Annotated in this window: 16 protein-coding genes; 8 read left to right on the top strand and 8 right to left on the bottom strand. The window is 67.7% G+C overall.

Going from position 1 to position 14,000, the window contains the following annotated elements:
- Window positions 1-115 precede the first annotated feature (115 nt).
- The 3 genes from AB0M14_RS22465 to mca form a co-directional block, all read right to left on the bottom strand.
- Complete coding sequence (locus tag AB0M14_RS22465) at window positions 116-616, bottom strand: DoxX family protein (RefSeq protein WP_364997909.1); 501 nt, start codon at window positions 614-616, stop codon at window positions 116-118.
- Between the two features lie 108 nt (window positions 617-724).
- The gene (locus AB0M14_RS22460) at window positions 725-997 is read right to left on the bottom strand and encodes a hypothetical protein (RefSeq protein WP_364997907.1); all 273 of its coding nucleotides are present in this window, start codon (window positions 995-997) and stop codon (window positions 725-727) included.
- Window positions 997-1,863 carry a mycothiol conjugate amidase Mca gene (gene mca, locus AB0M14_RS22455; RefSeq protein WP_364999013.1) on the bottom strand — a complete coding sequence of 289 codons (867 nt, stop codon included), beginning with the start codon at window positions 1,861-1,863 and terminating at the stop codon, window positions 997-999. The genes AB0M14_RS22460 and mca overlap by 1 nt, the downstream gene beginning before the upstream one ends.
- Window positions 1,864-1,984: 121 nt before the next feature.
- Between mca and AB0M14_RS22450 the strand changes: the two genes are divergently transcribed.
- Both AB0M14_RS22450 and greA read left to right on the top strand, forming a co-directional pair.
- A complete protein-coding gene (locus AB0M14_RS22450; RefSeq protein ID WP_364997905.1) occupies window positions 1,985-2,434 on the top strand; it encodes a DUF4307 domain-containing protein in 450 nt (149 codons plus the stop codon).
- A 313-nt stretch (window positions 2,435-2,747) separates the two neighbouring features.
- Window positions 2,748-3,242: a transcription elongation factor GreA gene (gene greA, locus AB0M14_RS22445; RefSeq protein ID WP_194815435.1), complete on the top strand. Its 495-nt coding sequence runs from the start codon at window positions 2,748-2,750 to the stop codon at window positions 3,240-3,242.
- An 82-nt stretch (window positions 3,243-3,324) separates the two neighbouring features.
- Here the strand turns inward: greA and AB0M14_RS22440 are convergent, their stop codons facing one another.
- Complete coding sequence (locus AB0M14_RS22440; RefSeq protein WP_364997903.1) at window positions 3,325-4,476, bottom strand: cystathionine gamma-synthase; 1,152 nt, start codon at window positions 4,474-4,476, stop codon at window positions 3,325-3,327.
- Window positions 4,477-4,554: 78 nt separating this feature from the next.
- On the opposite strand from AB0M14_RS22440, the gene AB0M14_RS22435 reads away from it, so the two are divergent.
- Together AB0M14_RS22435 and AB0M14_RS22430 are read left to right on the top strand one after the other, a co-directional pair.
- Complete coding sequence (locus tag AB0M14_RS22435) at window positions 4,555-5,718, top strand: acyl-CoA dehydrogenase family protein (protein WP_364997901.1); 1,164 nt, start codon at window positions 4,555-4,557, stop codon at window positions 5,716-5,718.
- A 78-nt stretch (window positions 5,719-5,796) separates the two neighbouring features.
- Window positions 5,797-6,183, top strand: coding sequence for a DUF6401 family natural product biosynthesis protein (locus tag AB0M14_RS22430; RefSeq protein WP_364997899.1), 387 nt, complete (start codon window positions 5,797-5,799; stop codon window positions 6,181-6,183).
- Window positions 6,184-6,252: 69 nt separating this feature from the next.
- Here the strand turns inward: AB0M14_RS22430 and AB0M14_RS22425 are convergent, their stop codons facing one another.
- Together AB0M14_RS22425 and AB0M14_RS22420 are read right to left on the bottom strand one after the other, a co-directional pair.
- Entirely contained in the window at window positions 6,253-7,071 is an 819-nt protein-coding gene (locus AB0M14_RS22425; protein WP_364997897.1) for a hypothetical protein, read from the bottom strand.
- Between the two features lie 178 nt (window positions 7,072-7,249).
- Window positions 7,250-8,641 (bottom strand): cystathionine beta-synthase, encoded by a 1,392-nt coding sequence (locus tag AB0M14_RS22420; RefSeq protein ID WP_364997895.1) that lies wholly within the window; start codon window positions 8,639-8,641, stop codon window positions 7,250-7,252.
- A gap of 105 nt (window positions 8,642-8,746) precedes the next feature.
- Between AB0M14_RS22420 and AB0M14_RS22415 the strand changes: the two genes are divergently transcribed.
- Together AB0M14_RS22415 and AB0M14_RS22410 are read left to right on the top strand one after the other, a co-directional pair.
- Entirely contained in the window at window positions 8,747-9,199 is a 453-nt protein-coding gene (locus AB0M14_RS22415) for a hypothetical protein (protein ID WP_364997893.1), read from the top strand.
- An 82-nt stretch (window positions 9,200-9,281) separates the two neighbouring features.
- Complete coding sequence (locus AB0M14_RS22410) at window positions 9,282-10,499, top strand: acetyl-CoA C-acetyltransferase (protein ID WP_364997891.1); 1,218 nt, start codon at window positions 9,282-9,284, stop codon at window positions 10,497-10,499.
- Window positions 10,500-10,559: 60 nt separating this feature from the next.
- Here the strand turns inward: AB0M14_RS22410 and AB0M14_RS22405 are convergent, their stop codons facing one another.
- Both AB0M14_RS22405 and AB0M14_RS22400 read right to left on the bottom strand, forming a co-directional pair.
- Complete coding sequence (locus AB0M14_RS22405) at window positions 10,560-11,435, bottom strand: Bax inhibitor-1/YccA family protein (RefSeq protein WP_364997889.1); 876 nt, start codon at window positions 11,433-11,435, stop codon at window positions 10,560-10,562.
- A gap of 98 nt (window positions 11,436-11,533) precedes the next feature.
- A complete protein-coding gene (locus AB0M14_RS22400) occupies window positions 11,534-12,685 on the bottom strand; it encodes a methyltransferase (RefSeq protein WP_364997887.1) in 1,152 nt (383 codons plus the stop codon).
- A 203-nt stretch (window positions 12,686-12,888) separates the two neighbouring features.
- Between AB0M14_RS22400 and AB0M14_RS22395 the strand changes: the two genes are divergently transcribed.
- A complete protein-coding gene (locus AB0M14_RS22395) occupies window positions 12,889-13,455 on the top strand; it encodes a hypothetical protein (RefSeq protein WP_364997885.1) in 567 nt (188 codons plus the stop codon).
- Window positions 13,456-13,518: 63 nt separating this feature from the next.
- Window positions 13,519-13,977 (top strand): DUF6153 family protein, encoded by a 459-nt coding sequence (locus AB0M14_RS22390; RefSeq protein WP_364997882.1) that lies wholly within the window; start codon window positions 13,519-13,521, stop codon window positions 13,975-13,977.
- Window positions 13,978-14,000 lie beyond the last annotated feature (23 nt).

Genomic DNA, 14,000 nt, shown 5'->3' with positions numbered 1-14,000 from the left:
GCGCGCTGACCCGCGCCGCGCCGGGCGAATCCGCTGTGCGGGAATCGGATTCGATGTCAAGGACACTATCCGGCACAGCGCCGCAACGAGATTCACCGCGCTGCCCGCGAGCGGGCTAGCGGCCGAATCGGAAGGCCTTGGTCAGCGGCTTCGGATCGCGCTGCGCCGGGGCGCGCAAGGCCCATGAGGCCACGGTCAAGCCGGTGAAGACCAGCGGCCCGATCCATTTGGCGGCCGGGTCGCCGACGGCGAGGTGCGAGAACGCGGCGCCGCCGTAGACGAAGACCAGCCCGGCGTACGCCCATTCCTTGAGCCGCGCGAAACCGGGGACCACCAGCGCGGCGACCGCGCCGACCTTGGCGACGCCCAGGATGGTCGCGAAATACATCGGGTACTGCAGACCGGCGAAGGTCTCCGCCACATACGGGACGCGGGCCAGATCCCAGTAGGCGCCGACGACGGACTCGGCGAGCACGATGCCCGAAGTCACGGCGAAAGCGCCGAATCGAGCGCGCGCGGCCGGGGTCCTGCCGACCACGGAATTGATCCGCGCCAGTGCGCTTTTGGTGTCCGCGACGGGCAGCGAGACCTGGTCCACGGTGGGTGCGTTCATCATCGGTATCTCCTCGAGTACGAGGCCCTCGGTGTGGAAGGCCGTCTGGTATCTCGATGACGTACCGACCCGAAATAATGTAACAACCGCAGGTCAGGAGCCTGCCCGCAGTCAGCTCGGCTGCGCGTGCCCCTCGGTGCCGGACTCGTCCTTGGACAGCCGCGTGATTCCGGGCTCGGTGCCCTCGTCGGCTTCCTGATCCGGTTCCGGATGCTCCGGTTCGAAGGTCTCGGGCAGGTTCTTCAGATGCCGGTTCATCGAGCGAACCAGCAGGACGGTCCCGGCGAGCAGGATCAGCACGATCACCAGGCCGAGCGGCGAGGCCTTGCCGAATTCGGGACCGGTCGGGGTGCCGGGGGTCTGGGCGAGCACTGCGAGCAACATCAGGCCTGGACTTCCTCGATACCCGCGAACAGGTCGTTCTCCGGGATGGCGGTGCGCACCCGGGTCTTGGCCAGCTCGAACTCCTCGGTGGACCACAGCCGCTGCTGCATCTCCGTCGGGATCGCGAAGAACGCGCCGTTCGGGTCGATCTGGGTGGCGTGCGCGCGCAGGGCGTCGTCCCGCTGCGGGAAGTACTTGCCGCATTCGATCTGGGTGGTCACCCGCGACATCACGTCGCCGCGCTCCACCGCGTACTGCCGGATCCGGTCCAGCCACTCCTGCAAGGGGAACGGCTCGCCGATGCGCTCGTACTCCGCGGCGAAGATCTCCATGCGCTTCATCGAGAAGCCGTGGTCGTAGTACAGCTTCAGCGGCGTCCAGGGCGCGCCCGCGTCCGGGAACCGCTCGGGATCGCCGGCGGCCTCCCATGCGGCCATCGACACCAGGTGGCACTGGATGTGATCGGGGTGCGGGTAGCCGCCGGTCTCGTCGTAGGTGGTGACGACGTGCGGCTTGAACTCACGGATGACTCGCACCAGCGCCTCGGTCGCTTCCTCCAGCGGCACCAGCGCGAAGCAGCCCTCGGGCAGCGGCGGCAGCGGATCGCCTTCGGGCAGGCCGGAGTCGACGAACCCGAGCCAGGTCTGGCGCACGCCGAGCGCGCGGGCGGCGGCGGCCATTTCCTCGCGGCGGATCTCGTCGATGCGGTCCAGCACGCCGGGGGTGTCCATGGCGGGGTTCAGGATGCTGCCGCGTTCGCCGCCGGTCAGCGTCACGATCAGGACGTCGTGTCCTTCGTCGGCGTAACGTGCGGTCGTCGCGGCGCCCTTGCTGGACTCGTCGTCCGGGTGGGCGTGCACCGCCATGAGGCGAAGGCCACTCACGATTTCGTTCACCATCGCTCTCGGTCGCGGGTGTCGGATGGTCGTTCCCTATAGTTCCATCCGACCCACTTTTGTTCCGACCTACCCCCCGGAGTGATCAGCAATGACCGACGCGGAGCCCCGGCAGCCCGACACAGCGTCAGCGCGACACGCCGACCGCTATGGCGAAGTTCCGCGCGCCGGACGGCCGTGGATCCCGTGGGCGCTCAGCATCGCGGTGGTGGTGGCCGGAATCGGCGTGGCCTTCCTCGGCTATCAGAAGTACGGGCCCAAGGACATCGAGGCCGAGGGGCTCGGCTACCAGCAGATCGACGACTCCACCATGACGGTCCGGTTCAAGGTCACCCGCAAGGATCCGCAGCAGCCCATCGTCTGTTTTGTGCGGGTGATGTCGAGCGACAGCGCCGAGATCGGGCGCCGCGAGGTGCTGATCCCGCCGTCGGACAGCGGTACGGTCGAGATGACCACAACCGTCAGGTCGTCCTCCCGGCCATCTGCCGGCAACGTCTACGGATGCGCCGATCAGGTGCCGGGTTACCTCCGAGCCGGGTGATCAACCGGACCTATCCGGCGAACAAACGGCACCCCTCGGACACAAAACAAGTTCCGACCTGCATGTTTGTGATTCATGCTAAAATGGCGTGATACACGGTTCCGGACCTCGGAGCCGTGTTTGCTGCATTGGCGGCCAGCGCAGTGCGTTCAGGGTTCTCGGGTTTGCCCTGGGCCAAGGTCTGTCGGAGTTCTTCGAACCCCCACCGATCGAAAACTGGTCGTCGGCTGGTGCGTGCCCGCTCCCGGGTGGGTACTGCGGCAGTTACAGGGAATCCCGGCTCGCCGGGAACAACTACTAGGGAGTGATCGAGATGACTGAGACGCAAGTGACCTGGCTGACCCCGGAGTCGCACGACAGGCTCAAGGGCGAACTCGACGCGCTCATCGCCAACCGTCCCGTCATCGCTGCCGAGATCAATGAACGCCGTGAAGAGGGTGACCTCAAGGAGAACGGCGGCTACCACGCCGCGCGTGAAGAGCAGGGTCAGCAGGAGGCGCGCATTCGCCAGCTGCAGGAACTGCTGAACAACGCGAAGGTCGGTGTCGCGCCCACCAAGTCCGGTGTGGCGCTGCCCGGTTCGGTCGTCAAGGTCTACTACGACGGCGACGAATCCGACACCGAGACCTTCCTGATCGCTACCCGCGAAGAAGGCCTCAGCGATTCCAAGCTGGAGACCTACTCCCCCGCGTCGCCGCTCGGCGGGGCGCTCATCGACGCCAAGGTCGGCGAGACCCGCGAATACCAGTTGCCCAACGGCAACATCATGAAGGTCACCCTGGTCAGCGCGGAGCCCTACCACAGCTGACCTCGCGGTCACCGAAAACCCGTCACAGACGCAAGCGGCCGCACCCGATCTCGAGTGCGGCCGCTTCGTCATGTCCGAGGTCCTATCCCGCCAGCGCCTGCTCGACATCGGCGAGCAGATCCGCGCCGTCCTCGATGCCGACCGAGAGCCGGACCAGATCCGCGGGCACCTCCAGCATCGAACCCGCGGTGGACGCGTGGGTCATGGCGCCGGGGTGCTCGATCAGCGATTCCACGCCGCCCAGCGATTCGGCCAGGGTGAAGATCTTGGTGCGCGCGCAGAAGTCGAGCGCCGCGGCTTTGCCGCCGTGCATGCGGACCGAGATCATGCCGCCGAAGCGGCGCATCTGCTTGCTCGCGACCAGGTGGCCGGGGTGCTCGGCCAGACCCGGGTAGATGACCTGGGCGATGGCCGGATGCTTGGCGAGGAACTCGACCAGCAGTTCGGCGTTGTCGCTGTGCCGTTCCATCCGTAGCGCGAGTGTCTTGACGCCGCGCATGGTCAGGTAGGCGTCGAACGGGCCGGGCACCGCGCCCGCGCCGTTCTGCAGGAACCCGAACGCCGCGTCCAGTTCCGGATCGTTGGTGACCAGCACGCCGCCCACCACGTCGGAGTGACCGCCCAGGTACTTGGTGGTCGAATGGGTGACGATGTCGGCGCCGAGCAGCAGCGGCTGCTGCAGATACGGGGTGGCGAAGGTGTTGTCCACCACCAGCTTGGCGCCGGCGGCGTGCGCGATCTCGGCCAGCGCCGGGATATCGCCGATGTTCAACAGCGGGTTGGTGGGGGTCTCGATCCAGATCGCCTTGGTGTTCGGGCGGATCGCGGCGCGCATCGCGTCGAGATCGGAGACCGCGGCCGGGGAATGCGTGATGCCCCAGTGGCTGAACACCTTGTCGATGAGCCGGAAGGTGCCGCCGTAGGCGTCGTCCGGGATGACGATGTGATCGCCGGGGCGCAGGATCGCGCGGAGCCCGCAGTCGGTGGCCGCCATGCCGGAGGCGAAGGCGCGGCCGAACCGGCCGGACTCCAGGGCCGCGAGGTTGGCTTCCAGCGCCTGGCGGGTGGGGTTGCCGGTGCGGGCGTACTCGAAGCCGCCGCGCATACCGCCCACGCCGTCCTGGGCGAAGGTCGAGCTCGCGTAGATCGGGACGTTGACCGCGCCGGTTTGCGGATCCGGATCGAATCCGGCGTGCACGGCTCGTGTGGCGAATCCCAACCCTTCAGCACTCATAGCGCCAGCCTAAATGGGTCCGATTCGGCCGCCGCCTTCGGGCACGGAGTTGGGCGGCGCGGCGGTAGCGTGAGGCCCATGCTCAGCGTTGATGAACTGTTCGCCACCGACTCCCTGCTCAGTGCCGAGGAACGCGAGATCCGCGACACCGTCCGAGACTTCGCCGCGCAGAAGTTGCGACCCCACATCGCGGACTGGTTCGAGGCCGGCACGTTCCCGGCCCGGGACATGGCGCCCGAACTCGGCAAGCTCGGATTGCTGGGCATGCACCTGGACGGGTACGGCTGCGCGGGCATGTCGGCGACCACCTACGGCCTGGCCTGCCAGGAACTCGAAGCCGTGGATTCCGGTGTGCGCAGCATGGTTTCGGTGCAGGGCTCGCTCGCGATGACCGCGATCCACAAGTTCGGTTCCGAGGAGCAGAAGCAGCAGTGGCTGCCGGGGATGGCCGAGGGGCGCGTCATCGGCTGCTTCGGCCTGACCGAACCCGACTTCGGTTCCAATCCCGGCGGCATGCGGACCCGCGCGGTGCGCGACGGCGCGGACTGGGTGCTCAATGGGTCCAAGATGTGGATCACCAACGGGTCGGTCGCCGATGTCGCGATCGTGTGGGCGCAGACCGAGGACAAGATCCGCGGCTTCCTGGTGCCGACGGACACCCCCGGGTTCACCGCGCGCGAGATGCACCGCAAGCTGTCGCTGCGCGCCTCGGTCACCGCGGAACTGGACTTCGACGACCTGCGCCTGCCCGCCGACGCGGTGCTGCCGGAATCGCGCGGGCTGGCCGCGCCGCTGGCCTGTCTGAGCGAGGCCCGGTTCGGCATCATCTTCGGCGCCCTCGGCGCGGCCCGGGACTGCCTGGCGGCCACCATCGACTACGCCCGCACCCGCGAGGTGTTCGACAAGCCGCTCGCGGCCTATCAGCTGACCCAGGCCAAGCTGGCCGACATGGCTCTGGAGTACGGCAAGGGCCAGCTGCTGGCGCTGCATCTGGGGCGGCTCAAGGACCGGCACGAACTGCTGTCCGACCAGGTCAGCGCGGGAAAGCTGAACAGCACGCGGGAGGCCATCAAGATCGCCCGGGAGTGCCGCACCATTCTCGGCGCCAACGGCATCACGCTGGACTATCCGGTGCTGCGGCACGCGAACAATCTAGAGTCCGTGCTGACCTACGAGGGCACCGCCGAAGTCCATCAGCTGGTCCTCGGAAAAGCGCTCACGGACGCGAATGCGTTTCGCTGACAAACACTTTCGGCGTCGCCGATAAATGGGTGGAAGATCACATTTTGATAAACGCTGCATGATTGCTACAGTCGGCCAATGTTCCTGCTCGGCCCCGCGTTGCTCGAAGTGTCGGCGCGCAGAATTATGAACCGCCTGCACGACTCGCACGGGGAACCGGCGCTCGCGGCAGCCGCGGAGAATCCTGCGTTGTCGGCGGTGCTCGACCAGCACGGTGCGGCTATTCGCGACATTCTCGACCACGGCGTCGAGGATTCCGCGGAGGTGCCACCGCTGCTGCTGCTCGCCGGATATGTGCGCGGCCTGCTCGATCAGGCCCGCGAACATCAGCCCGCGACCGCCCAGGACCTGGCCGAAATGATCGCCACGCCCATGACCGGCGCGCCGCCGACGGACTGGACCGCGGCGGACTGGATGCAATTGCGGCTCGCCGCGGTGTGCGTCCAAGCGCAATACATCAGCTGAAAAACAAATGTCCGCCGCGAGCCGAGGCTCACGGCGGACATTTGCGTTTTCCGCGAATTACGTTTCAGCTCAGCCGTTCTGGCGAGTCGGCTCGCCGGTGGTGCTGGTGTAGCGGGCGGTGGTGGTCGCCGACTGGTCCTGCCAAGCCTGCTCCCGCGAGACATCCTCGCGACCACGCTTGTAGGCCTCCGCATGGCCGCGCAGCGCCGGCATCTCACCCTCGACCTTGTCCAGCCAGCCGTCCCAGCGCGTCTGCATCGGACGGATCAGGCCGCCACCCACGCCGACGATCAGGACACCGGCGACGGTCAGCAGCACGGCCCACAGGACCGGCGCGGTGACCGCGGTGGCGACGCCGACCTGGTTCAGCGCGGCGATAATGCCCAGCGCCCAGATGAACACCGAGGCCACCCGCGCGATCATCGGGCCGTAGGACAGGCTGCCCAGCGCGGCCGACACCATCTCGTGCACCACCCGCGCGATGGCGGCGGCGACGATCACGATGACGATCGCGACGGCCAGCTTCGGCAGCCAGCTGACGATGCCGTTGAGCATGTCGCTGACCGGATTCGGGCCCCAGACGCCGAAGCCGAGCTGCAACGTGATCAGCAGGACGGCGTAGTAGGCGAGTTTCGCCAGCATCTGCGAGGCGGTCCAATTGCTGCGCGCCAGCAGGTTCTTGATGCCGCCGCGGTCCACCAGCTTCTCGAAACCGACGCGGTCGAGCACCCGCCGCACGATGGAGGCGATGGCCTTGGCGACGATCCAGCCGATGAACAGGATTGCCAGGAAACCGACGAATTTGGGTACGAACGTCGCGATCGCGCTCCACGCGTCCGACCACCCCTGCCGGAAGTCGATATCGATAGCCAAATTGGAGGTTTGCACGGCGCTTCCCTTCGCTGCTATTCGACGACGCCTGACGGTTGCCGAGGCGACCTTCGCAGCTGTTTTACCCCGCCACGAAGTGCTAAACCAGCAGTTTGCCAGGAATTTGCCGTGCGCTGAGAAATGGTTATTCGGTCGCTATGATTCGGCGACCGAATCGCCGCGTGCGTTTATCGGGTCAGTGCCCTATGCTGCCCGTGCTCAAGAATCCGAGCAGGTCGTGGCGGGTGATGACGCCGACCGGCTTGCCATCCTCCACCACCATCAGCGCGTCGGTATCCGAGAGCGCCTTGGTGGCCGCCGAGAGCGGTTCGCCGGAACCGATCAGCGGGAACGACGGGCTCATGTGCTTGGCCACCGAATCGGTCAGATGCGCACGGCCTTCGAAGACCGCCGAGAGCAGATCGCGTTCGGTGACGCTGCCCGCCACCTCGCCCGCCATCACCGGCGGCTCGGCGCCGACGACCGGCATCTGCGAGACGCCGTACTCGCGCAGGATCTCGATGGCATCGCGCAGCGTCTCCGACGGATGGGTGTGCACCAGATCCGGCAGCGCGCCGGACTTGCCGCGCAGCACGTCGCCGACGAGCGGCTCGGCGACACTGCCGTCGAGCCGGGTGCGCAGGAACCCGTAGGAGCTCATCCACTGGTCGTTGAAGATCTTGGACAGGTAGCCGCGGCCGCCGTCCGGCAGCAGCACAACCACCACGTTGGCCGGATCCCGGCGGGCCACCTCGATGGCCGCCACGACCGCCATGCCGCAGGAGCCGCCGACCAGCAGGCCCTCCTCGCGGGCCAGGCGACGGGTCATCTCGAAAGAGTCCGCGTCGGAGACGGCGATGATCTCGTCCGGGATGGCCGGGTCGTAGGCCGAGGGCCAGAAGTCCTCGCCGACGCCTTCGACCAGGTACGGCCGGCCGGTGCCGCCGGAGTACACCGAGCCTTCCGGGTCCGCGCCCACGATCTGCACCTTGCCGCCGGAGATCTCCTTGAGATAGCGGCCGGTGCCGGTGATGGTGCCGCCGGTGCCGACGCCCGCGACGAAGTGGGTGACCTTGCCTTCGGTGTCGCGCCAGATCTCCGGGCCGGTGGTCTCGTAGTGGCTGTCCGGGCCGCCCGGGTTGGAGTACTGGTCCGGCTTCCAGGCGCCGTCGATCTCGCGCACCAGCCGGTCGGAGACGTTGTAGTAGCTGGACGGGTCCTCGGGCGCGACCGCCGTCGGGCACACCACGACCTCGGCGCCGTACGCGCGCAGCACATTGCGCTTGTCCTCGGAGACCTTGTCCGGGCAGACGAACACGCACTTGTAGCCGCGCTGCTGCGCCACCAGGGCCAGCCCGACACCGGTATTGCCGGAGGTCGGCTCGACGATGGTGCCGCCCGGCTTCAGCAGCCCGGCCTCCTCGGCCGCGTCGATCATCTTCACCGCGATGCGGTCCTTGGAACTGCCGCCCGGGTTCAGGTATTCGATCTTGGCGGCCAGCAGGCCGGCCTCCGGTTCCACCACAGAGTTCAACCGAACCAGGGGCGTATTGCCGATGAGGTCGACGACATGGTTCGCGATGCGCATGGGCTCTATCGTTGCAGAGGCCCATTTCCCGGGGATTTCAGCCCGCCGCGCGGGCGCGCGGCGGCAGAGCGCAAAGCGGGGATCGCACGCATAGGATTCGCAAACATGAGGCAGCCCAACATCGCTCGTGCCGCCCTGCTCGCCACGGCGGCTCTCACCCTGGTTCCGGCCGCGGCGGCGAACGCCGCCACGACGTCGTTTCCGGCGGTTCCCACGCTCGCGCACGGCGGTCTGTGCTGGACCAGCGTCCGCACCTGGGCCGACACCAGCCCGCAGTGGCCGGGCCGGGCCATCATCAATATGCGCGCCGATCCGGTCGCGGGCGTCGGGCCCGGCAGCTACCCCTTCGCGCCGCTGTGCGAAGTGCGGACCACGGTCGCCTGGCGCAACCTGAGCACCGGCGCGGCCGGCGCCTACAGCAACCCGGTCGTGGTGGGCATCTACGGCAGCATCCTCTACTCGCTGTTCCAGGACACCGGGCCGGGTCGCGTCGAAGTCATCGTCACCACCGACAACGCGAGCGTGCCCGCGCACGCGAGCTTCGACGTACCTGCCTGACCCCGGAATCCGGGAGTTCGGTACACATAGATGCGCCAGTACAAAACTGAGCTCGCCACGCCGCAGTACCGAAGGAGCCCTCATGCCTGAGGCAGTTATCGTTTCGACCGCCCGCTCGCCCATCGGCCGCGCCATGAAGGGCTCGCTGGTCGATATGCGTCCCGACGACCTCACCGTGCAGGTCGTGCGCGCCGCGCTGGAGAAGGTTCCGGCTCTCGACCCCACCCAGATCGACGACCTGATCCTGGGCTGCGGCTCGCCGGGTGGTGAGCAGGGCTTCAACATCGCCCGCAACGTCGCGGTCATGCTCGGCTACGACACCGTCCCGGGCACCACCGTGCACCGCTACTGTGCGTCCTCGCTGCAGTCCACCCGGATGGCGTTCCACGCGATCAAGGCCGGCGAGGGCGATGTGTTCCTCTCCGCCGGTGTGGAAACCGTCTCGCGCTACAAGAACGGCTCCGCCGACAGCTGGCCCAACACCAAGAACCCGCTGTTCGACGAGGCGCAGGCGCGGACCGCCAAGACCGCCGAGGGCGGCGTGGACTGGCACGACCCGCGCGAAGACGGCCTGCTGCCCGACGCCTACATCGCCATGGGCCAGACCGCCGAGAATGTCGCTCGCCTGACCGGCATCACCCGCGAAGACCAGGATCGCTGGGGCGTGCGCTCGCAGAACCGCGCGGAGGAGGCCATCAAGAACGGCTTCTTCGAGCGCGAGATCACCCCGGTCACCCTGCCCGACGGCACCGTGGTGGCCAAGGACGACGGCCCGCGCGCCGGCGTCACCTACGAGGGCGTCAGCGGTCTGAAGCCGGTCTTCCGCCCGGACGGCACCATCACCGCCGGCAACTGCTGCCCGCTCAACGACGGCGCCGCCGCGCTGGTCATCATGAGCGACACCAAGGCCAAGGAACTGGGCCTGACCCCGCTGGCGCGCATCGTGTCCACCGGCGTCTCGGGCCTGTCCCCCGAGATCATGGGCCTGGGCCCGATCGAGGCCGTCAAGAACGCGCTGCGCCTGGCCGGCAAGGGCATCGACGACATCGACCTCTTCGAGATCAACGAGGCCTTCGCGGTGCAGGTGCTCGGCTCGGCCCGGGAGCTGAAGATCGACGAGGACAAGCTGAACGTGTCCGGCGGCGCGATCGCGCTGGGTCACCCGTTCGGCATGACCGGCGCCCGCATCACCACCACGCTGATCAACAACCTGCAGACCTACGACAAGCAGTTCGGTGTGGAGACCATGTGCGTCGGCGGCGGCCAGGGCATGGCGATGGTCATCGAGCGCCTCTCCTGACCTGATGAACGCCGAAAGGGCGGCCAACCGGATTCCGGTTGGCCGCCCTTTCGTTTACCGCTAGTCGTTGTTGAAGTAGCTCAGCAGACGCAGGATCTCCAGGTACAGCCAGACCAGGGTGATGGTCAGGCCGAACGCGACGCTCCAGGCCGCCTTCTCCGGCGCCTGCGCGCGGATCAGGTCGTCGGCGGCGTCGAAGTCCAGCAGGAAGCTGAACGCGGCGATCGCGATGCAGACCAGGCTGAAGATGATGGCGACCGGGCCGCCGTCCCGCAGGCCGAAGCCGCCGTCGGTGAAGAAGCTGGCGACCAGGTTGCCCAGCATCAGCACCACCACGCCGATCATGGCGCCGATGATCATGCGGGTGAAGCGCGGGGTGACGCGGATGGCGCCGGTCTTGTAGACGACGAGCATGCCCGCGAAGACGCCGAAGGTGCCGAGCACGGCCTGCGCGATCATGCCGGTGCCGCCGACGCTGACGATGTTGGCGAACACGAACGAGACCGCGCCGAGGAACAGGCCCTCGAAGGCCGCGTAGGACAGCACCAGCGCGGGGTTGTCGGTCTTGTTGCCGAAGATCGCGATCAGCGACAACGCCAGGCCGCCGATCAGGCCGACCAGCATCAGCGGCATGGCCAGCGAGTTGTTGGTGCTGGTGGCGGACAGAATGTAGGAGACCAGCGCGGTCACCGAGAGCACGCCGAGGACCATCGCCGTCTTGGTGACGATGTCATCGATGGTGATCGACCGGGTGGCCTGGGCCGGCGGGATGTAAGGCTGGTTCTGGCCGGGCTGACCGTACTGGTTCGGCGGGTACTGGTTGCCGTACGGCTGGCCCGCGGGGGCGCCGGGCATGCCCTGGCCGAAGTTGGCGTAGCCACCGCCGCCCTGCTGCTTGGGCAGGTTCTTGAAAACCGGATTGCTCGTGGTACGCACTGCGTCCCTTCCCTTCAGAGTGCCAACTACCTGGTTCAACGCGTATGCCCGCTGGCAAGTTCCCAGGTGGGGCTTGCCCGAGTTGGACATATCGGACTCTACCGCTGCTGGGCGTCATGCAGGCCACGGACCGACCGAGTCACCGTGAACTTACGGTTGCGCCCGACGACCTCGGTGCGGCCCACCATCTTCTCCACTACGCCGCGGTAATTCAGGTGTGAGTTGTACACGGTCCACAGCTCGCCGCCCGGTCGCAGCACCCGGCCGGTCTCGACGAACATCTTGATCGCCGAGCCGGTGTGCACCGCGGCCCCGACGTGGAACGGCGGGTTGCACAGCACCAGGTCGGCGCTGTTGTCCGAGGCCGAGGACATGGCGTCGTCGCGCACCACGGTGACGCGATCGTCGACGTGGTTGGCCGCCACCGTCGCGCGCGCCGAGGCCACCGCGGCCGCGGACTGATCGGTGCCGACCACCCGGATCGACGGGCGCGCTTTGGCCAGGGCGACGGCGAGAATGCCGGTGCCGCAACCGAGGTCGATGGCGTCGCGGGCGTCCGGCTTCATCAGTTTCAGGTGTTGTAGTAGGAACCTGGTTCCGATATCCAGCCGGGCGCCGGAGAACGCGGCGCCGTGCGCGACGACGTCGATGGCGAGGTCCTCGACTCGCTCGCACATCGGGAACTGCGGCGCGCCCACGGTTTTCGGCCCGGACACCAGCAGCGTGCGCGACTTCTGCCGGCCGCGGCTGGCCCGTACTTCCGAAAAGTATTCGGCCAGTACGTCGTTCATGGACTTGGTCAGGTACTTGTCGCGGCCGCCGGCGATCACGGTCACCTCGGGATCGGCGTAGCGCGCGATGGCGTCGGCGACCTCCGCGAGCCCGGACAGCACACGCGGCAGGCGCAGCAGAACCACGCGCGCGTCGGCGAGCAGTTTCTCGTTGAGCCCGTGCGCGAGATAGCGATCCGCGAGGCCCAGGGTCCGGGCGTTGTTCGCCAGGGCGAGTTCGCCGGTGAGCAGATCCTGATGCACGCGGACGTCGCGCAGATCGTGCGCGCTGACCGCGCCGAGGGTGAGCGCGCCGTAGCTGTCGCCGATTACAGCAACCTTGCCGCTACCAGCGGTGGCCAGGTGCTCTTCGGCGACATCGAGAATCAGCCGATCGGCGGCATCGACGGCATAGAGGTTCAGCGCCTCCACATCCGGATAGCGCCGCAGCCGGCCTAGGACATCCTCGACATCTCCCACACGTCAAGTGTGCTAGATCGTTGCCCGAATGTCTCATTCACCCCGGCCAATCGGCCGAAATAGTTCCGAGAGGAAATGTGTGAGATTCGAAATGCTAAGTCTCACAATGCAATTCGACAGAACACCGGGTGCCCGGAAGTGGGTGCGCGACACGGCGATTGCTGGTCCCCCTGATAACGGTTTCTCTAAGTAACATCTGCCCCATGCGTAACACGATGGTGCTGCTGGCCACGGCTGCCGCGGTCCTGCTCGCGGGCTGCGACGACCGCGGCTCCGAAGCGGTGCCGCCAGATACGACCAGCACCTTCATCGACTCGCCCACGCAGGTGCCGCGGGACGCGCTGCCCAAGGAGCAGGCGCCGTCGGCCGAGTCCGGCGTCACGGTGACCGGGGTCCGGATCGGGCGGCAGCCGGGCTACGACCGCGTCGTCTACGACCTCGGCGGCCCCGGCACCCCCGGCTGGATCGTGCGCTACGCCGATCAGGCCGTGCAGGACGGCAGCGGCAAGGTCATCGAGGTGGCGGGGCAGTCGATTCTGGAGGTGCAGATCACCGGGTCGGCCTATCCGTTCGACAGCGGTGTCGAGCCGTATTCGGGGCCGGATCCGGCCACCGATCCGATCGCGCCCGGCATCGCCGGGGTGTACCGGACCGCCGTCTTCGAAGGCACCACGCAATCGTTCATCGGAGTGAACGCCGATCGGCCGCCGTTCACGGTCAGCACGCTCAGCAACCCGACCCGCTTGGTGATCGATATCGCGACGCCGTAGCGCCTACCAATACGGCCTAGGGGTATTTGCGACCGGTCCCGGGAGGTCGCTACACTCGGCGCCGTGGTCGACCAGCATCCACTGCTTCGAGCGTCCGGGGCCACCCGGATGCTGGCAGTGCTGGCGCTGCTCGCGGGCATCGTCGCCATGCACGCGGGCGTCTTCACTCCGCCCAGCCACCACACGACGATCACCGCGGACCACTCGCAGTCGTCCGACCGGCACTCCGGCGTCCCCATGGACGCCGGTACCGCGCCGCACGAGCACTCCCCCGAATCCGCCGCCCCGGCCGGAACCGGTTGCGCCGGAGCCGATTGCGATTCCGGCCACGCCGGCCTGCACGGCTGCGTCTTCATCCTGACCGCGCTCGGGCTCGCGCTGCTGCTCGTCCTGCTCTACTACGTCGCCGCAGGCTCCGCCGGCGGCCCGCTGACGCTGCCGCGGCAGTGGCGAGCCGAGCGGGAACGCCCGCCGCCGTGGACTGTCCTATCCCTGGCCGAATTGTCGATTCTGCGGATCTGATGGGCGCTCCGCCCTTCCCGAAT

The sequence above is a fragment of the Nocardia sp. NPDC051832 genome (assembly GCF_040681285.1).
Taxonomy (GTDB): domain Bacteria; phylum Actinomycetota; class Actinomycetes; order Mycobacteriales; family Mycobacteriaceae; genus Nocardia.
The sequence above is the reverse complement of the archived record's forward strand: the minus strand, read 5'-3'. Positions and strand labels throughout refer to the sequence as shown.